This is a genomic window from Flavobacterium sp. AK-301 (genome assembly GCF_058310215.1).
In genome coordinates this window covers 106,940-131,018 of the sequence record NZ_JBZEES010000006.1, presented here as the reverse complement: position 1 = coordinate 131,018, position 24,079 = coordinate 106,940, and the positions used below count along the sequence as shown (strand labels likewise).

Below are 24,079 nucleotides of genomic sequence, written 5' to 3'. Positions count from 1 at the left end.
TATTATAAATTACTATAATTACAATTCCATAAAATCATAAATATTGATTAGTTCTTTTAATTCCGTTTCTGTTCTTACAGAAGCTAAAACAGAAGAGTCTATATCAATTTCTCCTTCTTCATTTGTAAAATACCATATCAATTTTCCTTCCTTGCAATAGATTATAAGATGATTATGATCTACTACTTTTTCCCAGTTTTCGTTTAAGTCCTGAAAAAAAATATCCTGTTCTTTTTTATCTATAAAAAAATCATTCACTATATAGCCACTATATCCGTAGCCACCCTGTGCACACTGGTAGTATAATAATAATTTCAAAAAAACGTCTAAAGTAATCTCTTCTGAATACCATACTAAGGAACCATCATTATTACCTTGAAAAACAATAGCTTCTTGATTAGCAATATCCTGTAATCGAATACCCCAATAACAAACATTCTGATTTTCTTCTGCGAAAACTACTTTATCTCCTTCACGATAGATTTCATTAGGTTTTAATATTCGCTGAAAGGAGGACATAAATAAAGGTTGATTTCCGATTAGTAAATAAAAATAACGCAATACTTCAGGAAGATCAAATCCTAAATACATTTCTGCTTTTTCTATTTCTGATATAGAAATGCCGTCTGTTTGCTGAACTTTACGCCCTAATAGTTCTTCTGCTATTCGTTTTATTTTATACATATGGTCATAATTGGTTTAAAGTTTAAAGTTAGCTCTGCTAGTTAACGGAGCCACTAATACCATTTCACCTTTTACAAAAAACATTTTACTTTTTTAAACCGTTTTTAGTCCTTCTATAAGCGTATCAATATCTCTTTTGGTATTATAATGACTCAACGAAATACGCAGAGAGGGTTTTTTAATATCTCCTTCTGACAGAATCTCTTTTAAAACATGGGAAGGTCGTATACTTCCGGACTGACAGGCGCTTCCTCTGGAAACGGCGATCCCTTTCATATCTAAATGAAACAGAATCATTGCGGTTTTATCTTCTGAAAAAGGCAATAAAACGTTCAGTAAATTATAAAATGAATGCTCTATATTACCATTTATTTTAACACCTGGGAAATGGTGTTCCAGTTGCTGAACAGCATATGCTTTTAATGCTGTTATTTGTTCTCTTTCTTTTTCAAGTTCTTTACATGAATATTCTAAGGCTGTAGCCATCCCTACCAGATTATGAATAGATTCTGTTCCGGCACGTAAACCTCTTTCCTGTTCCCCTCCAAAGAGCATGGGCTGTAACAGATTATTCTTTCTGATATAAGCGAAACCAACACCTTTGGGACCGTGAAATTTATGTGCACTTGCTACTAAAAAATCTACTTGAAGCTGTTGTACGTCAATAGGAATCTTTCCAACAGACTGTACTGTATCGCTATGAAAAAGCGCATTATTCTGTTTACAAATTCGTCCTGCTCTTTCTAAATCCAGGATATTCCCTGTTTCATTATTTACATGCATTAAGCTTACCAGAGTAGGTTCATTTGAAGAAAGTAATTCTGCTAAATGGTTCAAATCAATATCGCCATTCGGTTTTATATTCACATAATCAACTTTAACAGCATATTCTTTTTGTACTGCTTCAACACTATACAAAACGGCATGATGTTCTATTTTACTTGTTATAATGCGTTTTATTCCCAGATCTTTTATAGCGCTTCTGATAATCCAGTTATCTGCTTCTGTACCACCGGAAGTGAAAATAATTTCCTGTGCGGTTGCATTAATTTGCTTTGCAATGGACTTTCTGGCTGTTTCTGTTAAAACTTTTGCTGTTCTCCCAAAACTGTGTGTAGAGGACGGATTACCATATTCTTCCTGAAGAACTTTGGTCATTTCTAAAAGAACTTCCGGTCGTATTGCTGTTGTGGAAGCGTTATCTAAATATACTCTTTTCATCTCTACAAAGTTACTAATTTTAAGGAAGTAAGATGTAAAATGTTATTTGTAAAAATGTTTTTAGTAAAATGAGAAACATAATAATCAATAAATCCCTGGACAAATTTTAAAAATCTGTCCGGGAATTATTATAATGTGAGGGTCTGTTACAACTGTTCTGCTGGTTGCATCTGAGTTGTAATAGCAATTCTATTCCATCCGTTAATCGTAACGATTACCATAAGGATCTGAGCCAATGTTTGTTCATCAAAATATTTGGCTGCATTCTGATAGGTTTCATCAGACACACCTTTTGTAATTAAAGTAACTTCTTCGGTTAAAGCTAGAATTGCTTTTTCTTCTTCTGTAAATAATGTTGTTTCTTTCCATGCATTCAAAAGGTAAATACGTTGTTCTGTTTCTCCATATTTACGGGCATCTTTAGTATGCATGTCCAGACAAAAAGCACAACCATTAATTTGAGAGGCTCTGATCTTAATCAGTTCTTTTTGAATATTTGTTAATTTAGTAGTTCCCAAATATTTTTCAAGACCAATCATTGCTGCATGAGCCATTGGTTCTGTTTTATTAAGATTGATTCTGTCTTTCATCTTTTTGTTATTTAAAATTGAAATACAAAATTCAGTAATAACTTTTGAAAAAAAGTTGAACCAGTTCAAGAAATCGGAATCATTCTTTTTTTGCTCTGATCTTACTCATAAATTCGGCTGAAAAACCTAGGTAGGAAGCCAGCATATATTGGGGAACACGCTGAACAAACTCAGGAAATGTGTTTTTAAAATGAAGAAAGACATCTTCTCTTGAAAGACTAAAAGCATATTTAACCCGCATCTGGGCAGCGGAATATGATTTCTGAAGTACTAATCTGAAATACCTCTCTAACTTGGGTATTTTTTCAAAAAGTTCTTCTTCTATATTTTTATCAATAGCTATTACTATTCCATCTTCAATTGCCTGAATATAAAAATGAGACGGTAACTGATTTTCTAAACTGATATAATCTGTTATCCACCAGTTTTCAATACCAAAGGAAAGAACTTGCTCCTTACCTCTTTCATTAATAAAATAGGAACGAATACAACCTTGTGAAACAAAATAATTTGCTTTACATATCTGCCCTGCTTCTAAAAGAAGTTCTTTCTTTTTAATGGGTTGACATCTCAAATGGGATCTTAAAATTGTAATTTCTTCTTCATTTAAGGTCACATAACGATTAATATGTTCTATAATGTTTGAGTGCATCATTCCGGTTTTTTTATATGTAAAACTATTTATGGCTTTTCTTTGTGAAAATGAATAACTAACTTTAAAAGTAAGGCAAAAATAACAGCATTTTTTATAAATAGCCTATTTCTGCTCTGACAACGTTTTTAGAATCATTAAAAATCTTATTTTTGTCTTCAAATTTATTAAAGATGAAACGATTTTTAGGATTAATAATATTAGTGTTGTTATTTAATGGTTGTGATGATGGGGATATGCAGTTCACCTCTTTTAATTTTGACAACGCAACTGTAAACGAATGTACTACAAATAACCTTATCTATAAAATTAATGGAAAAGAGGCTTTAATTATTGATATTCCAAAAGAAAGTTTTAAAAACAAAATAGGTACAACAACTGTAACAATCAATTCTGCAAATAAAGTAATTTACAGGTTGTTTAGTGGTGCTATAGCCGGAACTTCAATTTGTTCTGTTATACCACCAGCAGACCCTGTCGTTACGGATGAATGGAATGCTGCGGGAGGAACCCTAGAAATCACAACAACAGCCATTCCTTCTAAACCGGATCCAGTTACGGGAGTTGTTGTAACTGAAAAATATTCTCATACTATTATTTTTAAAAATTTTGTTTTTAGGAAAGGAACTGAAGAGATGGTTTTTTCTACCTATACCTTTGGTAATTATGAGACAATGGCTAATAAACTACCTTTTGATTTCGAAAATGCTACATTACAATCCTGTAGTAATAATCTACTTTTTAAAATAAATATCAATGAGGCTTTACTTCTGGATATTCCTGTAACTGAATTTCCTAGTACAGCAGGAACAAAAACAATTCTTGTTAGTAATATCAATAAACTAATATATCGTAAATATGATACCAGTATTACTAGCAATTTTATCTGTTCTGCTATACCTCCGGCAGATATAAAAGTAACCTTTCAGAGTATTGCGGAAAATGGGGAAATGAATACAACCGGTATGATCGTAATAGAAACTACTCCTTTTAGTAACGGTCAGGGATTTAATCATAAAATCACACTAAAAAATATTATATTCCCTGATACGGAAGTTTCACTGTATACTTTAGAGTTCGGAACGCAAACAACGACAAACTAGTTGATAGTTGATATATACTAAATAACCGATTCATTAAAAAATGACATCAATTAAAAAAAGGTAACAAAAACTTATTTTTGTTACCTTTTTTATTTCTTAGTATAATCCTGATATAAACATAAACTTAATTTATTTTACATTCTGTTTGATATATACTTCTGTTGCTCCGACTCCGTATTTTTGATAATTTGCATCCTGAAAGGAGATATTATCATAACGTCCTAACATAAAGTCGAGTTCTGCTTTCAGTACTCCTTCTCCTATTCCATGGATAAAAACAATTCTCGGGATTCTGTTTTTTATTGCAAATTCAACTTGTCTCTGAGCTGTTTCTGTCTGAATAGTCAGAATATCATAGTTAGACATTCCTTTTTTATTGGGAACTAATTTTTCAATATGCAGATCAACTTCCAGAACAAAATCTTCTTTTTTAGATTTCTTTTCTTTTACAAAACTTCTTGGTTTTGGAATTTCTTTATCCTGAACGATCTGGCTTATACTATGATTACTCACATTTTTCAACAAATCACTTTCTCCTATTTTCAGAAGTTCTTTTGCTTTAAAATCAAGTTCAAAACCATCTTCTGTTTCTATGGTTACCTCATCTCCTTTGACAATCAGAACAATGCCATTAATAGCATCGTCAAGTACTGTTACTTTATCTCCTTTATTAAACATAATCATTTGTATTATCCTGATCTTTTTTACTTGGTGTTGCCGCACTCAGCCGCATCATCCCAAACATAAAGACAACAATAGCAACTATCATTATCCAGATATTGGCATTATCTTTACTTTGTTCATAAAGAGCTATAGCTCCTGCGAAAACCATAACTGGAATCAGTATTTTTTTATTTTTCATCTTGTAAAATTCTTTTCCAAAAATAGGAAACTTTAAAATAAGATACTTTATTTTAATAAAGTTTATATATTTTTCGTAAGATTGCAAAAAATAACAATTGTCTCAGTTTGCACATTAAGAACAATTGTTATCTCAAAAATCAATAATTGATACTTCTGTACCATGCAAAAACAAAAATTACCTAATAGTATAACCGTTCTGACTTTAGGAGTTCTTTCTATTATTACTCCTTGTCTATTTCTGGGAGGAATCAGTAGCGTTTTAGGACTTATAGCCTTATTTCTTGCCTATAAAGACACTAGACTATACAAACAGAATTCTGAATCTTATAGTGGCTATGCAAATTTACAAACCGGAAAAATTTTAGCCATAATTGGACTTATATTAAGTATTCCGTATTTAGTATATTCTATTTATATGGTACTAACTACAGGTTTCAGCGTCATTACTTCCGATCCTCTTTCATTAGGTCTTTTTAAATAGAAGTATATGGAAGACTTCATGTTACCTTGTATGAATAAAAAACTCTTTGGAGTGGAATGTTTAGGCTGCGGAACGCAACGTGCTGCAGCATTACTTTTTAAAGGTGAATTTCTGGAGGCTTTTTATATGTATCCTGCTATTTATACTCTTATTCCTCTTTTTGGTTTTCTTTTACTTAACTTTATAGATCGAGGACGAAACTACCATAGGATTATTATTAATCTGGCAATATTAAATGCTTTAATAATGGTCATTTCTTATTTTTATAAAATAATCACACACTAAATTTATCAAATACATCTAAATAATTAATTTTTAAATCATGGAAAAACTAAAATTACCTAATAGTACAAATGTTATCATTTTAGGAATAGCATCTATCGTTACTTGCTGCTGTTATGGGATAATCAGTATAATTCTTGGCGTTATTGCTATCATATTAGCCAATAAAGACATGAAATTATATCAGGAAAATCCTGAATTATATAATGGTTACCAAAACCTAAAAACAGGTAAGATCTTAGCAATAATAGGAATTGTATTAGGTGTGATCTATTTAATTTATATGATCATTATGATTGCTTATATTGGATGGGATGCAATGTCATCAGGTAGTTTTTCGGAAGGGTTTATGCAGGGATATAATCAGGGAAGCGGTAGATAATTAAATATAATAGTTTATAAAAAAGCCACTTAAAGTGGCTTTTTTATATGACTAAAAAATTCTTATTTTTCAAACTCCTTTAAAGTTTTAATAATAATCGAAACACAATCTAATAACTGTTCTTCATTAATTACTAAGGGTGGTGCAAAACGAATAATATTACCATGAGTTGGTTTTGCTAACAAACCATTCTCTTTTAAAGCTACACAGATATTCCAGGCTGTATCACTTTCTTCTGTATCGTTAATTACAATAGCATTTAGCAACCCTTTACCTCTCACTAAGGAGACAATATTACTGGTTTCTATATAATCATTTAATTTATCACGGAATAATTCTCCTAAAACAGCGGCATTCTCATCTAATTTCTCTTCTTTTACTACTTCCAAAGCGGCAATAGCAACTGCAGCGGCAATAGGGTTACCTCCAAAGGTAGATCCGTGTTGTCCTGGTTTAATCACGTTCATAATGCCATCATTTGCCAAAACTGCTGAAACAGGGTAGGCTCCTCCTGATAATGCTTTTCCTAAGATCAGAATATCGGGTTGTACGTTTTCATGCTGAACTGCCAGTAACTTTCCGGTTCTTGCAATACCTGTCTGCACTTCATCTGCAATAAATAATACATTATTTGCTTCGCATAAAGCTTTTGCTTTTGCCAGATATCCTTCTGCCGGAACATATACGCCTGCTTCACCCTGAATAGGTTCAACTAAAAATCCTGCTATGTTTTTATTACCGGATAAGGCGGTTTCCAGTGCTTTGATATCATCATACGGAATCTTAATAAATCCTGAGGTATAAGGTCCAAAGTTTTTACGTGCGCTCTCATCATTGGAAAAAGAAATAATTGTAGTGGTTCTTCCATGAAAGTTATTCTCACAAACTATAATCTGTGCTTCTTGTTCCGGAACCCCTTTTTTCTCATAAGCCCATTTTCTACACAATTTAATAGCGGTCTCAACTGCTTCAGCACCTGTATTCATAGGTAACACCTTATCAAAACCAAAAAATTCTGTTACCATCTTTTCATATTGACCTAATTTGTCATTATAAAAAGCTCTTGATGTTAAGGTTAATATGCTCGCCTGATCGATCATAGCTCCAACGATCTTAGGATGACAGTGTCCTTGATTAACAGCCGAATAGGCTGATAAGAAATCATAATATTTTTTACCTTCTACATCCCATACATAAACTCCTTTTCCTTTTGATAATACAACAGGTAATGGATGATAATTGTGTGCTCCATACTTATCCTCCAGAGCAATAGCAACTGGTGAGGTAATTTTCTCAGTTAACAACATGGTTTTTATTATTTAATTCAAAAATTAAAATTCCTTCTTTATGGAGAGGAATCATCCAATACGAATCTGCAAATTACTAAATCTAAATCAAAAATTATAAAACTTATTTCGGAAAAGTAATTTTGCTTTAAAAATTAGGTTATTTTTTTATCCTGCTTAGAATGTCATTCATCATTTCAATCTGTACTTTTTGGATCTCTATAAGTTGCTGTTGCTGATGCAAAATCAGATGATCCAGTTTTTCATGAAGCATTCTGATCTCTACTTCTGATTTGAGATTAATCATATAATCTTTTTTTGAACGATCTCTGTCTTTTTCTTCCTGTCTGTTCTGGCTCATCATAATTACCGGAGCTTGTAATGCAGCTAAACAGGAAAGGATAAGATTGAGTAAAATAAAAGGGTAAGGATCAAATCCTTTATCTACTAAAAAACATACATTTATTCCAATCCAGCACAAAATGAAAAATCCAAAGAAAATTATAAAAGTCCAGCTTCCACCAAAAGAAGCTACTTTATCTGCCACCCTCTGACCAATAGTATAATTAGTAGGTTCTTCTTCTACTTTATTGACCAATAACTCATCTGACCCCAGAGAATCCATCACTTTTTCTTCCAGAGAAGTCAACTCTCCTAATTCTTTTGACAAATAATCAGCAATGTACTTTTCTCTATAAATATTCAACTCTGAAATAGCAATATAGCATTCATTGTTAAAATCAGGATAATCTTTAAGGATCATTGATAATATGGGCTCTCCAATAATACTTCCCGAAATTTTTTCCCGCTCTGAAAATTCTTTCTTAGAAATATCACTAATAAAGGTAGGTTTGACTTTCATTGAAAATAGATTTTTTTGATAAAATATAGTACTCTTTTTCTTTCTATACGTTTAAAGTATATATATTGCAAAAACCTCAGTAATTTAGATATTAATGAGGTTTTGACTTTGTTTGAGTTTTTAGCTACACTGAATTAACTCTGTACTAAGGTTGCATCTGAAGTAATCTTAGTATTCAATAATCTTGAAATAGGGCAGTTCTTCTCTGCTTTAGCTACTAATTTCTGAAATTCATCGGGTGAAATATCTTTTATTTTTGCAATAACAGATAAATAGGATCCTACGATAGTTCCTTCTTTAAAATCAATATCACATTTTGTTTCGATATGATCTACCTGATACCCTGCTTCTCCGATATAAGCGGTTAACTGCATCGTAAAACACCCTGCATGTGCTGCTCCGACCAATTCTTCCGGATTAGTACCATGACCATCTTCAAAACGAGTTTTAAATGAATATGGTGTTCTGTTTAAAACGTTACTCTGTGTAGTCAAACTTCCTTTTCCTTCTTTTAGAGAACCTTCCCAAATTGCTGTTGCATGTCTTTTCATAAAGCAGTTTTTATATGTTAAATTAAATTTTAATACAATATTTATTAATTGGTTAATTATTTATTAAAAATAAACAATAAAAACTCATTTACATTACCAAACAATTAATTTTAACAAAAATAAAACATCTGTAATCGAATACTAAAATGATAAAAAACAGATAAAAATCACACTTACTGAAAATATTTTGAAAATAGAATTCAAAAATCTATACAAACCCTTATTTTTGCGCTATGGCAAGAAAAAATACAGACAAAATCATTTTTGATACTATAAAAGTACTTGATGCAGGTGCTAAAGGGGTTTCGGTTGCAAAGGCTCCGGATGGTAAGGTTATCTTTGTGCAGAATGTTGTTCCGGGAGATGTTGTAGATATACAGACCTTTAAGAAACGTAAGGCTTATTATGAAGGGAAAGCAATTCGCTTTCATGAATATTCGGAACATCGTGTGACACCTGTATGTGAACACTTTGGTGTTTGCGGTGGCTGCAAATGGCAGAATATGAATTATAACCAGCAGTTATTCTACAAACATAATGAGGTGGAAAATAACCTGAAACGAATTGGCAAAATTGATTTACCTGCTTTTGAGCCTATTCTGGGTTCGGAAAAACAGTTCTTCTACAGAAATAAAATGGAGTTCTCCTTTTCTGACAGTCGCTGGCTGACAGAAAATGAAATAGAAGCTGCTGATTCTATTGTTGACAGAAATGCTTTGGGATTTCATATTCCGAAAATGTGGGATAAAATCCTGAATATAAATAAATGTCATTTACAAGAAGATCCTTCAAATGCTATCAGAAATGAAATCAGGACTTTTGCTCTGGCAAATGATATGCCTTTCTTTAATGCCCGTAATCATGGTGGATTATTAAGAACACTTATGATCCGTACGGCTTCGACCGGTGAAATAATGGTATTAATCCAGTTTTATCAGGATGATAAAGAAAAAAGAGAATTATTGTTAGACTTTATTTCAAATCGGTTTCCTGAAATAACATCGTTACAGTATGTTATTAATGATAAGGCAAATGATACAATATATGATCAGAAGGTTATTTTATATAAGGGGCGTGATTATATATTAGAGGAAATGGAAGGTTTAAAATTTAGTATCAATGCTAAATCTTTCTATCAGACTAATTCGGATCAGGCTTATGAATTATATAAGATTACACGTGATTTTGCAGGTCTGACCGGAAATGAATTAGTATATGATCTATATACGGGAACGGGAACTATTGCTCAGTTTGTTTCAAAACAGGCTAAAAAGGTAATTGGTGTGGAAGCGGTTCCTGAGGCTATTGCGGATGCGAAGGAAAATGCAAAACGCAATGCTATCACGAATACGGAATTCTTTGTTGGAGACATGAAAATAGTCTTTAATGAGGCTTTTATTGCGCAACATGGTAAACCGGATGTTATTATCACTGATCCTCCGAGAGATGGTATGCATGCAGCTGTTATAGAACAAATCTTAAAGATTGCTCCGGAAAAAATAGTTTATGTAAGTTGTAATTCTGCCACTCAGGCAAGGGATTTGGCTTTAATGGATGATTTTTATAAAGTAACCAGAGTACGTCCTGTGGATATGTTTCCGCAAACGCATCATGTGGAAAATGTTGTACTTTTGGAAAAAAGATAAATACTTTAATACCTTTTAAATCGGTTAAATGATCAAGAAAACAATATATATAACTATAGCACTTTTCTCTGCTGTACTGCTTTGGAATTGTGAGAAAGATGACATCTGTAGCGGAACGCCTACTACTCCTCAGTTAGTCATTGAGTTTTATGATGTTACTAACCCTTCGGCTAAAAGGACAATTGCCAGTTTAGAAATTGTAGAAGAGAACCGTACTGATACTTTGTTGTTTCAGGGAAAAGATGCGATAAAACTGCCATTAAGAACTAATGCTCAAAAGACTTCTTTTCTGCTTACTTTTAACTTTTTAAATCCTAATGGGGAAATTCTGAATTCTGATACTGATAAATTAGAATTTAATTATACCACTGAAAATATTTATGTTTCCAGAGCCTGTGGTTATAAGACACTATTCACTCTGAACAGCTCAGATGGTGTAATAGATACTCCTTATGATAATACAAGCTGGATCCAGGATATACAGGTACTACAAACTAATATAATTAATGAAAATGAAACACATATTAAAATATTCCTTTAGTCTTTTAGTATTCGTTTTAACTTTTCAGACTGGTTTTTCTCAGGAGCAGGATACTGTTATTCCAACGAAAATGCAACGCTATGGACTTCGTGTAGGACTTGATCTTCAGCATCTTGCTAGAACAGTTTATGATAAAGATTTTAAAGGTTTTGAAATAACAGCAGATTATCGTCTTTCAAAAAAAATATTTTTTGCGGGAGAAATTGGTACTGAAAATAAAACAACGGATGATGATCGCTTAAATTTCACAACTAAAGGAACTTATATTAAGGCAGGAATCGATTTTAATACTTATGAGAACTGGCTGGATATGGAAAACATGATCTATCTTGGTTTTCGCTACGGTTTCAGTACTTTTAGCCAGAATCTGAACAGTTATACTATTTACTATAATACAGCTCCTGAGGGTAATATTTTACCTCCCGGAATTAATTTACCTCCAAATTATTTTGAGGATAATACTGTTCTTGCTGATAAAAATTATGGTGGATTAAGCGCACACTGGGCAGAGGTGGTCGCCGGAATTAAAGCAGAGGTTTTCAATAATGTTTTTATTGGTTTCAGTGCTAGATTGAATTATTTAATAACGGATAAAAAACCTGATAATTTTGATAATCTGTATATTCCGGGATTTAATCGTACTTATGATGGCAAATTTGGTGTGGGTTTAAATTATACTGTTTCTTACTTTATTCCTCTTTATAAAAAGAAAGCTGAAAAAAAACAATAAGATTAAAACATACTCTTTCTATGAAAGTAACAATCTCTGAATATCTGCCCACGAATTAACTCTTGTATGCCATTTTTCATCTTCCAGCTGATTATGCGGCTGTGTAAATAAAAGGGTGGTTCCATTAAAAAAATCTAAATTCTTATAATGGTCATCTATCATAATGTCTCCACTTACTAATTTTTTTGATCCGCAAAGTACAATCTGTTTCCAGGTAATAAAAGGAAAATGCTCTTGTAACCATTCATACTTTTCGGAAAGACTCTGAGGAAACTCCATCGCAGAGGATACAATATACAAGTCATATACTTTATTTAAATGTTTTAAGACTCTGTAGCTATCTGGTATTACAGGTGCGCTCCTGAAAAAACCGGGTGTAAGAACATATTTTTTTCCATTCTGAAAAGCTTCTGATTCTGTTTTTCCTATAACATCTTCTATAGTCTGCCTTACTCCAAGTTCTGCTTCTTCATAACTCAGAAACTGTGTATAAATATCTACAAGTACCCCATCCATATCAACTATAAGCCTTTTCACTCTGATAATTTATTTTATAATTATTTTATCTCTTTGATCCCTTTGATAAATATCCATTTTACAAATATTCTTTCTTTATCCTGTACCTTCATTACCTGAAATTTAGGAGCTAATAATGAAGCTACAACTGCTGCTGTTAACGGAATCCATAAACCTGTTAATTGTGTAAAAGTAACTGTCAGAAAATAAAAAACAGTATATAATATAGCGAAACACGCAAAATTATAAAGTAACGATTTTGTTTTAGCACTCATATTTTTTTGATATTTTTATTGATTGTCCTGATTGTTATCTTTTTGAAATTTTGTTCTCTTACTTCCTTCATACATCTCATATTTTACCAGTCTGGCTTCTAAACTTCCATTAAATAATTTTATTTTTCTGGATGGTCTGAGTCCTACAAATTTCAAAGCTTCTAAATTTGCTGTTATAAACCATGCATTTGTTCCGGGATAATTTTTCTTTAAAGTGTCTCCGATATTTTTATAGAAATTTTCCATTTCAATATCTAATCGTTCTCCATAAGGAGGATTAAATACCATATGTAATGGTCCTTGTGTTGTTTTTTCTGTAGTAAAGAAATTCTGTTCGGAAATGGTCACATATTCATCCAAATTGGCATTTCTGATATTATCCTGCGCTTTTCTTACTGCTGACGGGGCTTTATCATACCCTTTAATTGTATAGTGGAATTCTCTTGTTTTTGTCATTAATGAATCTATAATGGTATCAAACAAGTCATTATCCCAATCATTCCATTTTTCAAAAGCAAACTCTTTTCTGTTCAGATTTGCAGGAATATTACAGGCAATCATAGCTGCTTCTGCTAAAATGGTTCCACTACCACACATCGGATCGAGAAAATCTCCCTGACCATCCCAGCCTGAAAGCAAAATCATCCCTGCTGCAAGTACTTCATTAATAGGAGCAATATTAGTTGCCGTTTTGTATCCTCTCTGGTGTAATGAATTTCCGGAAGTATCTAAGGCTACTGAACACTGATCATTCTGAATATGAATATTAATTCTCAAATCCGGGTAATCTTTATCAATACTCGGTCGCTGACCGGATCGGTTTCTAAACTGATCCACAATGGCGTCTTTGCACTTTAAAGCTACAAACTGTGAATGGTTAAAATGATCTGAATGAACTGTGGTATCAATTACAAACGTCTGACTTGAATTTAAATATTTTGACCAGTTGATTCCTGAAATTCCTTTGTATAAGCTTTCTTCATTAAAAGCTCTGAAATGGTAAATAGGTTTTAAAATTTTTAAAGCGGTTCTTAATGATAAATTAGCTTTATACATAAACCCTTTATCTCCAACAAAACTCACCATTCGTATTCCCTGCTCTACATCTTGTGCTCCTAACATTTTTAACTCTTTAGCAAGCACTTCTTCAAAACCAAAAAAGGTTTTGGCAACCATTTTAAAATTATTTTCCATTTTTATAAATTCCGGTTATCAAACAACAAATTTGAAAGGATTAAATAGTACAGATAACTGATTAATAAGTCTGAATTGCTTTCTGATAAACCAAAAACAAGTAGTTAAAGCAGTTAAAATAGTAAAGTTTTCTATTTGAATCTTGTTATTCTTATTCTTTGCAAAAATACACTAAATTTGTTGCTTAATAAATGAACATGCAAAAAGAAATTAAAAACTGGTATGCCTCTTGGTTTGATACTCCTTACTATCATATTCTCTATAAAGACCGTGATTATGCCGAAGCCCAGTTATTCATCGATAACATCACACATTACCTGAATCTGCCTGAAAACGCAAAAGTTTTGGACCTCGCCTGTGGGAAGGGACGCCATTCTATTTATTTAAATAAACTGGGATATGATGTAACGGGAGCTGATCTGTCTGAAAATAGTATTAAAGAAGCTTCAAAATGTCAGAATGACACTTTACACTTTCAGATACATGATATGCGTAAACCTTTCAATAAAAAGTTTGATGCTATTCTTAATTTATTTACCAGTTTTGGTTATTTTGAAAATGATGAGGATAATCTGACTACTCTGAAAGCAATAAAAGCAAGTTTATCTGAATATGGATTTGCCATGATTGATTTTATGAATGTAAATCGGGTAATTAATAATTTAGTGCCTAATGAGATCAAAACAGTTGATGGAATAGAGTTTCAAATCAAACGCTATGAAAAAGACGGTCATATATTAAAAGAGATTGAGTTTGAAGATAAAGGTGAAAAATTTCATTTTACAGAAAAGGTAAAAGCTTTAACTTTACAGGATTTTGAAACCTTAATGCAGGAAGCCGATATTGATCTATTAGACATTTTCGGCGATTATAAACTGAAAAAATTTCATAAAACAGATTCTGACAGATTAATCATGATTTTTAAATAAATATATGTTATACACTATTCCTCTGTTATCTGTTCTCCTAGGTTATGCAATAGCATTGTTTTTTAGACCTAAGAACAAAAAAAACATCAAATTACTGTTGGCTTTTAGTGGTTCTTTTTTACTATCACTGACTGTTCTGCATTTATTACCGGATATCTACCACGCACAGCAACATATTGATCATGATGCTGAACATAATGATAATAATTCTATAGGAATCTTTATAATGCTTGGGATTTTATTCCAAATCATACTGGAATATTTTTCAAAAGGAGCAGAACATGGTCATGTACATGTTCATCATGATGAGGAAATGGATAAAATGCCATGGCTTTTATTTATCAGCTTATGTATTCATGCCTTATTGGAAGGATTTCCTGTAAGTCATCATCATGATCTTGCCTGGGGAATTGCAATACACCACTTCCCTATCGCAATCATTCTGACCACTTTCTTTATTAATGCTAAACTGAATAAAAAAGCTATTTTTCTATTCATGGTAACTTTTGCTTTAATGACACCATTAGGAACAATACTTTCTGAATATTTACCTTTTTTAAGTCATTATTATACTGAAATTTCTGCTGTCGTTGTTGGAATATTATTTCATATTTCTTCTACAATCATTTTTGAAAGTAGTGAGGGACATAAGTTTAATATTGCTAAATTATCGGTAATAACATTAGGGATTTTATGTGCTTATTTTGTATAATTTAGATTATTCTAAGCACAAGAGAATCTTATTTTCTTAAAAACACAAAATATTAAATACTGCTAAATTTTAGAAATCTGTAACTATTGTTACGTTTATACTCCTGTTTATACAGTAGATTTGAGAAATAAACACTAAAAAAATGCAAATCAAATTCAAATCAAAAAAAATAATATCTATAGTAATAGTATTATTTTCCACTCTGGCAATAATTACCTCTGTAGGGGCTCAAACAAAAGAGAGAGAGAATCACAAAGTGATAATTCAAATGAGTACAAACGACATAGAAGCGCAAAAAGGCTTAATCATTAATATTGAAAATTTAAAAGAAACCTGGGGAGATAAAATTCAAATTGAAGTCGTAGTACACGGACCGGGAATATCTTTTTTACTGCATGAGAAATCACCTGTAACAAAAGATATTATAAAAATGATAAAAAAAGGTATCTTATTTGCCGCTTGTCAAAATACAATAACCAGAAAAAACATAAAAAAAGAACAACTCATCAATGGTGTTATCATTGTTCCTTCTGGACTTAGCGAAATTATTACAAAACAAGAACAGGGGTGGATATATATAAAAGGTGGTTTTTAACCTGAAAAATCGCTTCTTAGGTGTGTTAAAACTAACATCAATACTAAGTTTTTCTATAAAAAAAACAAATAACACAAGATTAATAAACAAAATATTTTAAGGAATAAACTTCAGCGTTCAGAACGGAAATCATTAACTTTGACTCTGACCATTATATAAATCAAATTATGCCTTTTACAAAAACAACGGAGCAGGATTCTCATTACTCCAATTTGGAAAAAATGAAGGTAAAAGAAATACTGCTTCATATCAATGAAGAGGACAGAACCGTACCTCCGGCTGTTGAAAAAGCCATTCCTCAAATAGAAAAATTAGTAAATGAGCTCGTTACCAAACTAAAATCCGGTGGTCGGATTTTTTATATCGGAGCGGGAACCAGCGGAAGATTAGGAATTGTTGATGCTTCGGAATGTCCTCCTACTTTTGGCGTAGCATCTGATCTGGTAAATGGTATTATTGCCGGCGGTGATACTGCTATACGAAAAGCAGTAGAATTTGCGGAAGATGATGACCAACAGGCATGGAAAGATTTACAAACTTTTGCTGTTACTACAAACGATGTCGTGATTGGTATAGCGGCTTCAGGCACTACTCCTTATGTTATCGGCGGACTGGAAACCTGTAATAAAAACGGTATAGCAACAGGGTGTATTACCTGTAATGAAGGCAGTCCTCTCGCACTTACTGCTCAATTTCCTATTGTAGTTATTGTAGGTCCTGAATTTGTTACGGGAAGTTCTCGTATGAAAGCCGGTACTGCTCAGAAACTGGTTCTGAATATGATCTCCACAACTACAATGATTCAACTGGGTTATATTAAAGGAAACAAAATGGTCGATATGCAGCTGAGTAATCATAAACTTTTTGAACGCGGTGTACGCATGATCGTTTCTGAATTGAGTATAACTGACAAAGAAGCTGCCGCTCTTTTAGAAAAATACAAAAAAGTCAGAACTGTCATTGAGGAATATCAAAAGAGAATATAGAAAAAAGAGACAAGAAGAAAGATGTAAAGTATTTAGTTTCCTGTACTCAATCACAGTACTCAGAAAAACTCTGCGACTCTAAAACTTTGAAACTATCAATTACAAACCAACAACTATAAAACCATGTCTACGGATAGGAAAATATTATCAAGAGGTATTAAATATTTAGCTTTTGCTCTGCCAATGCTTTTTATTGGTCCCGGAATTATTCACAGTTCTTTTAAAAACCAGGAACATCCTTTATACTGGTTAGTACTAAGTATCGGAATAATTGTAAGCTGTACAGGTGTTTATCTTACCTATCTAGGCTTAAAAACAGTTGTAAAAAGTATATTTGACGCAAAATAAAAAATATTATTTTTATTATTAATTCAATTCTTATTCCATGGAAGCAACTGAATCTTATTTAGAAAGTGTCAGAAAACAGTTTCTATATTATAAAACGTTAGGCGAAAAAGCCATGAATCAAGTAGAACCTGAACAATTATTTATCTCAACTAATGAAGATACTAATAGTATAGCGATAATTGTAAAACATTTATGGGGAAATATGCGTTCGCGCTGGACCGATTTCCTTACATCGGACGGGGAAAAAGAATGGAGGCGTCGTGATGAAGAATTTGAAGAACCTTTTAAAACAAAAGAAGAATTATTTGAGAAATGGGAAGAAGGTTGGCAATATCTTTTTTCTGCCATAAACAATTTGCAAAAAGAACAACTGTCTTCCATTATTTATATTCGAAATGAAGGGCATAGTGTAATAGAAGCAATCAACAGACAATTAGCCCACTATCCTTATCATGTAGGACAGATTGTTTTTTATGCAAAACAATTAAAAACATCTGAATGGAATAGCTTATCGATCTCCAGAAACAAATCAAAAGATTATAATACTGAAAAATTTTCTAAAGAAAAAAACATCAAAAATTTTACAGACGACGAATTAAATCGAATTAATAAATAATTTTAAATGAAAAAAATTCTAATCATTCCTGCCCTGCTTCTTTTAGTGTCCTGTTATAATCAGAAACGCAATTGCAGTGATTTCAAAACGGGTAAATTCCAGTTTGATTTTGAAATTGACGGACAGAAAAAAACAACTATTTTTGAAAGATCTGAATCTTTGGAGATTGATTATTTTGAAGGAAAAGCAGACACTTCCTCCGTTCGATGGATCAATGAATGCGAATATATCCTGCAAAAACTGAATCCAAAAAACAGAGCAGAACAAAAAGCAATTCACATGAAAATATTGACTACTAAGAAAAATTCCTATACTTTTGAGTTTTCAAATGTAGGCGATAACAAAAAACAAAAAGGAACCGTTACTAAAATCAACTAATTAATTTTTATGGAAGTATTTCTAAATCCGGATGCGTGGATTGCTTTATTAACTTTGACATTTCTTGAAATTATTCTGGGAATTGATAATATTATCTTTATTTCAATTGTGACAGGAAAACTTCCTGTGGAGAAACGTAAAAAAGCAACCAGAATCGGATTGTTTCTGGCTATGTTCATGCGAATTGGTCTTTTATTCGGTATAACGTTGCTTGTCGCGATGAAAGCCGCCTTATTCAGTATAGACTGGGGTTGGTTCAGTGCTAGTTTTACAGGACAAGCATTAGTTTTATTTCTTGGAGGATTATTTCTGATTTATAAAAGTACGAAAGAAATCCATGAGAAAGTAGATCATAAAGGAGAGGAAGAAAAAACATTAAATCAGGCTGCAAAAGCTTCCTTTTCTAATGTAATCATTCAGATACTTTTAATTGACCTTATTTTCTCTGTAGATTCTATTCTGACAGCTGTCGGAATGACAAACGGTTTAGAAGGTGCTTTATATATTATGATCACTGCTGTGGTTATTTCTGTAGGTGTAATGATGCTGTTTGCCGTTCCTGTAGGGAATTTTGTAAATGCAAATCCATCTATTCAGATTCTTGGTCTGGCATTCCTGATCTTAATCGGATTTATGCTAATTACAGAAAGTATGCATTTATCCCATGCACAATTAGTCGGACAGGAAATCGGCGCCGTACCAAAAGGATATCTTTACTTTGCTATTACATTCTCCCTAGCAGTAGAATTCATTAATATGAAAATGCGTAAGAAGAAATAGAAAGTTTAGATAAAAGAACCAAGAAGAAAGATAGATGAAGTTGTGATGGTTCACAAGCTCATTTGATACCCTGTAAAGTTTTCAACTTTGCAGGAGTGTACTAAGGTCTCCTGACCTTTTTGACTTGGAACATCCTTCACAAAATCAAATCGGTTAATCTAAATCCAATTATAATAAAAAAGGGTTTCGTTTATTCAACAAAACCCTTTTTTAAATCTCAATACTCAATTCTAGAATCTCAATACTAATTTCTAGAACAAAGCAGTCTGCCCATCATCTTCCAGATTATCTATATCATTTTCTTCTCCCTCTCCTTCTGTCTCTGCTTCTACAACTTCCATTTCTTCCGGATTTTCTTCTACAGGAGGCTCATAAGGTAACGGCTCTAAAAGGCTTACCTGTTTCAGCTTATCGGTTGTTAGTTGATTCCCTAAAGCCTTAATACCTTTAATAGCAATAAAACTCTCCAGATCGATAATCATATTTTCTTTCTGAACTCCTTTTGTTTTTGCAAATACTAATTCTGCTAACGGACGGAAATCAGTTGATACAATTTCAATTTGAGAATTAGCATGTTCAGTAATGAATATTTCTTCTTTATTTTCATTTTCAATCAGGAAACGTTTTACATAATAACGCTCTTTTTCACCATCATAATAAATAGTGGAAACCGGTTTTTTAGGTATCCATTTTTCCAAAACGATCATATCCTGCTCAAAATGAGTCGATAATTCAGGAGTAATCACTTTTAATTTTCCGGATTGGGTAATAATCAATAACTTATCATGCCCTCTGAACTCTCCTAATAACTCCCCTCTTCCATCAACATTTAATCGTTGTACTGTATCATCAAACCAGATTTTTCTCGGTTTCAAAGTAGAAATACCTTTTTCTTTCAGCTCAATTTTCTTGATCGGATATTTTGTAACTACATTTCCTTTTGAGTTTCTTCCTTTAATCAGTAATTCTGCAAAATCTAAATCAAATTTAAGTTTTTTAACACTTCCTACCGGTCTTAATAAAACGGTTACAACCTCAGCCTCTCCATTAGGGTTACAGGAGAAATACAACACTTGTGTTCCCGGTTTATCTTGTCCTAAATTATAAGCTTTGTCTCTTGTTATTCCGGATACATTGAAACGCTTCACAAAAGAAGATCCTGATTTACCGTCACGATAAATCATGTTATAAATCGTTCGTTTATCATTTTTATCAAAAATAGCAATATGAATAATATCTTTTCCCACAAAAGTTTTTGCATCTACCTTAGTGACCATCATATTACCATCCCTCAAAAATACAATAACATCATCTATATCAGAGCAGTCTGCTACATACTCATCTTTCTTTAAACTGGTTCCTATAAAGCCTTCTTCACGATTAACATATAGTTTTGTATTACGCAGAATAACTTTAGTAGCTTCAATATCATCAAACATTCGTAACTCAGTCTGACGCTCTCTTCCTTTTCCGTATTTCTCTTTTAATCGCATAAAAAAGGCAATTGCAAAATCAATCAGATGAATCAAATCGTGTTTTACCTGTTCGATATCCCCTTCCAAAGCTTCAATTTTTTCCTGTGCTTTATCAATATCAAACTTAGAAATCCTCTTAATTCTAATCTCTGTTAAACGAACAATATCATCCTGAGTAACTGCTCTTTTTAAATGTTTGGTATACGGTTTTAAACCTTCGTCAATGGCGTTTATTACTCCTTCCCAAGTAGATTCTTCCTCTATTAAACGATAGACTTTATTTTCAATAAAAATTCGCTCAAGAGACAGAAAATGCCATTGTTCTTCCAATTCTTCTAACTGGATCTCCAATTCTTTTTTCAGTAACCCAACGGTTCTTTCTGTTGAAATCTTCAACATTTCGGTAACACCGATAAACAGCGGTTTATTATCTTCAATAACACAACCTAAAGGAGCAATAGACGTTTCACAAGCAGTAAAAGCATATAAAGCATCAATTGTTTTATCCGGTGAAACACCCGGCGGAAGATGAATTACTATTTCTACTTCTGCTGCGGTATTATCTTCAATTTTTTTAATCTTGATCTTCCCTTTATCATTGGCTTTCAGAATACTATCAATCAGAGTTGTCGTATTGGTACTAAAAGGAATTTGAGTAATTACTAAAGTACTTTTATCCTGTTGTCCTATCTTCGCTCTTACCCGAACACGACCACCACGCATACCATCATTATAATTTGATATATCCGCAATACCCGCTGTTGGAAAATCCGGATAAATCTGAAAAGGCTTCCCCTTTAATATTTTAACAGAGGCATCAATTAGCTCATTAAAGTTATGAGACAATACTTTTGTAGAAAGTCCTACTGCAATACCTTCTGCTCCTTGTGCTAATAATAAAGGAAATTTAACCGGGAGATTATTCGGTTCCGCTCTTCTTCCATCATAGGAAACACCCCAATCTGTAATTTTCGGACTGTATAAAACTTCTAAAGCAAACTTAGAAAGACGTGCTTCTATATAACGGGAAGCTGCTGCTCCGTCTCCAGTCAGAATGTTACCCCAGTTTCCCTGAGTATCAATCAGCAAATCTTTCTGACCAATCTGTACCATGGCATCTCCAATACTGGCATCTCCGTGAGGATGATACTGCATGGTATGACCTACAACGTTGGCTACTTTATTGTAACGTCCGTCATCCAGCTCTTTTAACGAGTGCATAATACGACGCTGAACGGGTTTAAAACCATCCTCTATCGCAGGAACAGCACGTTCTAAAATTACATAGGAAGCATAATCTAAAAACCAGTCTTTATACATACCGGTTACTTTCGTAATGGTATCCTGACCTTCTTCGTTATTTTCATAAAAATGCTCTCCTCCGGTAGGTTGCCCTTCTCCTTCTTCTATTGGATCTAAGTTTTCTTCTTCTTCTTCGTTCATTTAATTTCTTTGAATAAAATTAATCTTCTATTCTTTATTTTATTCTTTCTCAAGTACGTCTAACTCTACTTTCAGATTCTTGATAATAAATTCTTGTCTGTCCGGTGTATTTTTTCCCATATAGAAAGATAACAGTTGTTCTATTGAAGTTGCTTTATCCAGCATAATAGGATCCAGACGAATATCTTCACCAATAAAGAACTGAAACTCATCAGGAGAAATTTCTCCTAAACCTTTAAATCGGGTAATCTCCGGTTTTGGTTTTAGTTTTTCTATCGCTGCTCTTCGTTCTTCTTCGGAATAGCAGTAAATGGTTTCTTTTTTATTTCTTACCCTGAATAGTGGTGTCTGTAAAATATACAAATGTCCTTCTTTGATTAATTCCGGGAAAAACTGTAAAAAGAAAGTAATCAGTAATAATCGGATATGCATTCCGTCAACATCGGCATCCGTAGCGATCACGATATTATTGTATCGCAGATCACCCATATCTTCTTCAATATTCAAAGCTGCCTGTAACAAATTAAATTCTTCATTTTCATAAACAATCTTCTTTGTCATTCCATAAGAATTCAAAGGCTTACCACGTAAACTGAATACCGCCTGTGTATTTACATTACGCGACTTGGTAATAGATCCACTCGCAGAATCTCCCTCAGTAATAAAAAGGGTACTTTCTAAACTGCGCTGATCTTTTGTATCCGTCAGGTGAACACGACAATCTCTTAATTTCTTATTATGTACACTGGATTTCTTAGCACGATCTTTTGCTAATTTTCGGATACCGGATAACTCTTTGCGTTCTCTTTCTGCCTGTAAAATTTTACGCAACAATGCTTCGGCAACCTCTGTATTTTTATGTAAAAAGTTATCTAACTGTGTTTTAACAAAATCATTTACAAATGTACGTACAGAAGGCAGATCGGGTCCCATATCAGTAGATCCTAATTTGGTTTTGGTCTGAGATTCAAAAACCGGTTCCATTACTTTTACACTAACTGCACTAACAACGGACTTTCTTACATCTGAAGCTTCAAAATTCTTATTATAAAACTCACGGATTGTTTTTACAAGTGCCTCTCTGAAAGCTGCCAAATGCGTACCGCCCTGAGTTGTATTCTGTCCGTTTACAAACGAATGATATTCTTCACTATACTGCGATTTACTGTGTGTCAGAGCTACTTCAATATCCTCCCCTTTTAAGTGAATAATCGGATAAACCATATCATCTTCATTGATGGTCTCTTCCAGTAAATCTTTTAATCCGTTATCGGAATAGTACTTTTCACCGTTATAAATAATGGTCAGACCGGTATTCAGATAACAGTAATTTTTAAGCATTTTAATTACATACTCATTTCTGAATTTGTAATTTTTAAAAATAGCCTCATCCGGAATAAAAGTAACCTTAGTTCCTTTACGTTTTGTTGTTTCAGTAACTTCTTCTTCTGTTACCAGATTCCCTGCGGAAAATTCCGCACCTTTCTGCTGATTATCACGAACGGATTCTACACGAAAAAAATTAGACAAAGCATTTACTGCTTTAGTACCTACTCCATTTAAACCAACTGATTTTTTAAAAGCAAGTGAATCATATTTTCCCCCTGTGTTCATCTTCGAAACAACATCAACTACTTTACCCAAAGGAATACCTCGACCATAATCTCTTACAGTCACTGTTTTCTCTTTTATGGTAACTTCAATTGTTTTTCCGGCACCCATTACAAACTCATCGATAGAGTTATCTAATACCTCTTTAAGAAGAATATAAATACCATCATCCGGAGAAGAACCGTCTCCCAGTTTTCCAATATACATTCCGGGACGCATACGGATGTGTTCCTTCCAATCGAGCGATCGGATATTATCTTCGGTATACTGATTTTGTTCTGACATGTAAACTTGTGATTTTTCGCTAAGATACTATATATCCTAAAAAAATGAAAGAGAGCGAATA

Annotated in this window: 29 protein-coding genes; 15 read left to right on the top strand and 14 right to left on the bottom strand. The window is 32.8% G+C overall.

Going from position 1 to position 24,079, the window contains the following annotated elements:
* Positions 1-18: 18 nt before the first annotated feature.
* From AC4FQX_RS10510 to AC4FQX_RS10495, 4 genes are all read right to left on the bottom strand, one after another.
* Positions 19-684 (bottom strand): SMI1/KNR4 family protein, encoded by a 666-nt coding sequence (locus AC4FQX_RS10510; RefSeq protein WP_491167650.1) that lies wholly within the window; start codon positions 682-684, stop codon positions 19-21.
* A 93-nt stretch (positions 685-777) separates the two neighbouring features.
* Positions 778-1,905 (bottom strand): cysteine desulfurase family protein, encoded by a 1,128-nt coding sequence (locus AC4FQX_RS10505; protein ID WP_491167649.1) that lies wholly within the window; start codon positions 1,903-1,905, stop codon positions 778-780.
* Between the two features lie 146 nt (positions 1,906-2,051).
* Positions 2,052-2,495, bottom strand: a complete 444-nt coding sequence (locus tag AC4FQX_RS10500; RefSeq protein WP_491167648.1) for a carboxymuconolactone decarboxylase family protein — start codon at positions 2,493-2,495, stop codon at positions 2,052-2,054.
* A 79-nt stretch (positions 2,496-2,574) separates the two neighbouring features.
* Positions 2,575-3,150 carry a Crp/Fnr family transcriptional regulator gene (locus AC4FQX_RS10495; protein WP_491167647.1) on the bottom strand — a complete coding sequence of 192 codons (576 nt, stop codon included), beginning with the start codon at positions 3,148-3,150 and terminating at the stop codon, positions 2,575-2,577.
* A gap of 170 nt (positions 3,151-3,320) precedes the next feature.
* On the opposite strand from AC4FQX_RS10495, the gene AC4FQX_RS10490 reads away from it, so the two are divergent.
* The gene (locus AC4FQX_RS10490) at positions 3,321-4,250 is read left to right on the top strand and encodes a hypothetical protein (protein WP_491167646.1); all 930 of its coding nucleotides are present in this window, start codon (positions 3,321-3,323) and stop codon (positions 4,248-4,250) included.
* Positions 4,251-4,379: 129 nt separating this feature from the next.
* Here AC4FQX_RS10490 and AC4FQX_RS10485 read toward each other — a convergent pair whose 3' ends face one another.
* Together AC4FQX_RS10485 and AC4FQX_RS10480 are read right to left on the bottom strand one after the other, a co-directional pair.
* Positions 4,380-4,928: a DUF8465 domain-containing protein gene (locus tag AC4FQX_RS10485; protein WP_491167645.1), complete on the bottom strand. Its 549-nt coding sequence runs from the start codon at positions 4,926-4,928 to the stop codon at positions 4,380-4,382.
* On the bottom strand, positions 4,921-5,082 hold the full coding sequence (locus AC4FQX_RS10480) for a hypothetical protein (protein WP_491167644.1): 162 nt from the start codon (positions 5,080-5,082) through the stop codon (positions 4,921-4,923). Before AC4FQX_RS10480 ends, AC4FQX_RS10485 begins: the two co-directional genes overlap by 8 nt.
* A 192-nt stretch (positions 5,083-5,274) precedes the next feature.
* Between AC4FQX_RS10480 and AC4FQX_RS10475 the strand changes: the two genes are divergently transcribed.
* Genes AC4FQX_RS10475 through AC4FQX_RS10465 form a run of 3 tightly spaced genes read left to right on the top strand, consistent with a single transcriptional unit; the run spans position 5,275 to position 6,259 of the window.
* Positions 5,275-5,595 carry a CCC motif membrane protein gene (locus AC4FQX_RS10475; protein ID WP_491167643.1) on the top strand — a complete coding sequence of 107 codons (321 nt, stop codon included), beginning with the start codon at positions 5,275-5,277 and terminating at the stop codon, positions 5,593-5,595.
* A gap of 6 nt (positions 5,596-5,601) precedes the next feature.
* The gene (locus AC4FQX_RS10470) at positions 5,602-5,880 is read left to right on the top strand and encodes a DUF2752 domain-containing protein (protein WP_491167642.1); all 279 of its coding nucleotides are present in this window, start codon (positions 5,602-5,604) and stop codon (positions 5,878-5,880) included.
* A 37-nt stretch (positions 5,881-5,917) separates the two neighbouring features.
* Positions 5,918-6,259 (top strand): CCC motif membrane protein, encoded by a 342-nt coding sequence (locus AC4FQX_RS10465; protein ID WP_491167641.1) that lies wholly within the window; start codon positions 5,918-5,920, stop codon positions 6,257-6,259.
* Positions 6,260-6,321: 62 nt separating this feature from the next.
* Here AC4FQX_RS10465 and rocD read toward each other — a convergent pair whose 3' ends face one another.
* The 3 genes from rocD to AC4FQX_RS10450 all read right to left on the bottom strand — a co-directional run bounded on the left by rocD (position 6,322) and on the right by AC4FQX_RS10450 (position 8,958).
* Positions 6,322-7,566 (bottom strand): ornithine--oxo-acid transaminase, encoded by a 1,245-nt coding sequence (gene rocD / locus AC4FQX_RS10460; RefSeq protein ID WP_491167640.1) that lies wholly within the window; start codon positions 7,564-7,566, stop codon positions 6,322-6,324.
* 139 nt (positions 7,567-7,705) lie between these two features.
* Positions 7,706-8,407 carry a DUF1003 domain-containing protein gene (locus AC4FQX_RS10455; protein ID WP_491167639.1) on the bottom strand — a complete coding sequence of 234 codons (702 nt, stop codon included), beginning with the start codon at positions 8,405-8,407 and terminating at the stop codon, positions 7,706-7,708.
* Positions 8,408-8,541: 134 nt separating this feature from the next.
* Positions 8,542-8,958: an OsmC family protein gene (locus AC4FQX_RS10450; protein ID WP_491167638.1), complete on the bottom strand. Its 417-nt coding sequence runs from the start codon at positions 8,956-8,958 to the stop codon at positions 8,542-8,544.
* Between the two features lie 233 nt (positions 8,959-9,191).
* On the opposite strand from AC4FQX_RS10450, the gene rlmD reads away from it, so the two are divergent.
* The 3 genes from rlmD to AC4FQX_RS10435 are packed head-to-tail and all read left to right on the top strand — an operon-like array spanning position 9,192 to position 11,875.
* Positions 9,192-10,604 carry a 23S rRNA (uracil(1939)-C(5))-methyltransferase RlmD gene (gene rlmD / locus AC4FQX_RS10445; protein WP_491167637.1) on the top strand — a complete coding sequence of 471 codons (1,413 nt, stop codon included), beginning with the start codon at positions 9,192-9,194 and terminating at the stop codon, positions 10,602-10,604.
* Between the two features lie 28 nt (positions 10,605-10,632).
* A complete protein-coding gene (locus AC4FQX_RS10440) occupies positions 10,633-11,145 on the top strand; it encodes a DUF6452 family protein (protein WP_491167636.1) in 513 nt (170 codons plus the stop codon).
* On the top strand, positions 11,117-11,875 hold the full coding sequence (locus AC4FQX_RS10435) for a DUF6048 family protein (RefSeq protein WP_491167635.1): 759 nt from the start codon (positions 11,117-11,119) through the stop codon (positions 11,873-11,875). The genes AC4FQX_RS10440 and AC4FQX_RS10435 overlap by 29 nt, the downstream gene beginning before the upstream one ends.
* An 18-nt stretch (positions 11,876-11,893) precedes the next feature.
* Here the strand turns inward: AC4FQX_RS10435 and AC4FQX_RS10430 are convergent, their stop codons facing one another.
* Genes AC4FQX_RS10430 through AC4FQX_RS10420 form a run of 3 tightly spaced genes read right to left on the bottom strand, consistent with a single transcriptional unit; the run spans position 11,894 to position 13,860 of the window.
* Positions 11,894-12,391, bottom strand: a complete 498-nt coding sequence (locus AC4FQX_RS10430; RefSeq protein ID WP_491167634.1) for a 5' nucleotidase, NT5C type — start codon at positions 12,389-12,391, stop codon at positions 11,894-11,896.
* Positions 12,392-12,432: 41 nt separating this feature from the next.
* Positions 12,433-12,666 (bottom strand): hypothetical protein, encoded by a 234-nt coding sequence (locus tag AC4FQX_RS10425; RefSeq protein WP_491167633.1) that lies wholly within the window; start codon positions 12,664-12,666, stop codon positions 12,433-12,435.
* Between the two features lie 15 nt (positions 12,667-12,681).
* Positions 12,682-13,860, bottom strand: a complete 1,179-nt coding sequence (locus tag AC4FQX_RS10420; RefSeq protein WP_491167632.1) for a THUMP domain-containing class I SAM-dependent RNA methyltransferase — start codon at positions 13,858-13,860, stop codon at positions 12,682-12,684.
* 197 nt (positions 13,861-14,057) lie between these two features.
* Between AC4FQX_RS10420 and AC4FQX_RS10415 the strand changes: the two genes are divergently transcribed.
* The 8 genes from AC4FQX_RS10415 (at position 14,058) to AC4FQX_RS10380 (ending at position 19,204) form a co-directional block, all read left to right on the top strand.
* The gene (locus AC4FQX_RS10415; RefSeq protein WP_491167631.1) at positions 14,058-14,789 is read left to right on the top strand and encodes a class I SAM-dependent DNA methyltransferase; all 732 of its coding nucleotides are present in this window, start codon (positions 14,058-14,060) and stop codon (positions 14,787-14,789) included.
* 4 nt (positions 14,790-14,793) lie between these two features.
* Positions 14,794-15,501 carry a ZIP family metal transporter gene (locus tag AC4FQX_RS10410; protein WP_491167630.1) on the top strand — a complete coding sequence of 236 codons (708 nt, stop codon included), beginning with the start codon at positions 14,794-14,796 and terminating at the stop codon, positions 15,499-15,501.
* Between the two features lie 142 nt (positions 15,502-15,643).
* A complete protein-coding gene (locus AC4FQX_RS10405) occupies positions 15,644-16,096 on the top strand; it encodes a DsrE family protein (RefSeq protein ID WP_491167629.1) in 453 nt (150 codons plus the stop codon).
* Positions 16,097-16,263: 167 nt separating this feature from the next.
* Positions 16,264-17,082, top strand: coding sequence for an N-acetylmuramic acid 6-phosphate etherase (gene murQ / locus AC4FQX_RS10400; RefSeq protein WP_491167628.1), 819 nt, complete (start codon positions 16,264-16,266; stop codon positions 17,080-17,082).
* A gap of 123 nt (positions 17,083-17,205) precedes the next feature.
* Complete coding sequence (locus AC4FQX_RS10395) at positions 17,206-17,430, top strand: DUF6095 family protein (RefSeq protein WP_491167627.1); 225 nt, start codon at positions 17,206-17,208, stop codon at positions 17,428-17,430.
* A 37-nt stretch (positions 17,431-17,467) separates the two neighbouring features.
* A complete protein-coding gene (locus AC4FQX_RS10390; RefSeq protein ID WP_491167626.1) occupies positions 17,468-18,046 on the top strand; it encodes a DUF1572 family protein in 579 nt (192 codons plus the stop codon).
* Positions 18,047-18,052: 6 nt separating this feature from the next.
* Complete coding sequence (locus AC4FQX_RS10385; protein ID WP_491167625.1) at positions 18,053-18,424, top strand: DNA topoisomerase IV; 372 nt, start codon at positions 18,053-18,055, stop codon at positions 18,422-18,424.
* A gap of 9 nt (positions 18,425-18,433) precedes the next feature.
* Positions 18,434-19,204: a TerC family protein gene (locus tag AC4FQX_RS10380; protein WP_491167624.1), complete on the top strand. Its 771-nt coding sequence runs from the start codon at positions 18,434-18,436 to the stop codon at positions 19,202-19,204.
* Between the two features lie 251 nt (positions 19,205-19,455).
* Here AC4FQX_RS10380 and AC4FQX_RS10375 read toward each other — a convergent pair whose 3' ends face one another.
* Both AC4FQX_RS10375 and AC4FQX_RS10370 read right to left on the bottom strand, forming a co-directional pair.
* Positions 19,456-22,122, bottom strand: coding sequence for a DNA gyrase/topoisomerase IV subunit A (locus AC4FQX_RS10375; protein ID WP_491167623.1), 2,667 nt, complete (start codon positions 22,120-22,122; stop codon positions 19,456-19,458).
* 39 nt (positions 22,123-22,161) lie between these two features.
* Complete coding sequence (locus AC4FQX_RS10370) at positions 22,162-24,018, bottom strand: DNA topoisomerase IV subunit B (protein ID WP_491167622.1); 1,857 nt, start codon at positions 24,016-24,018, stop codon at positions 22,162-22,164.
* Between the last annotated feature and the right edge of the window lie 61 nt (positions 24,019-24,079).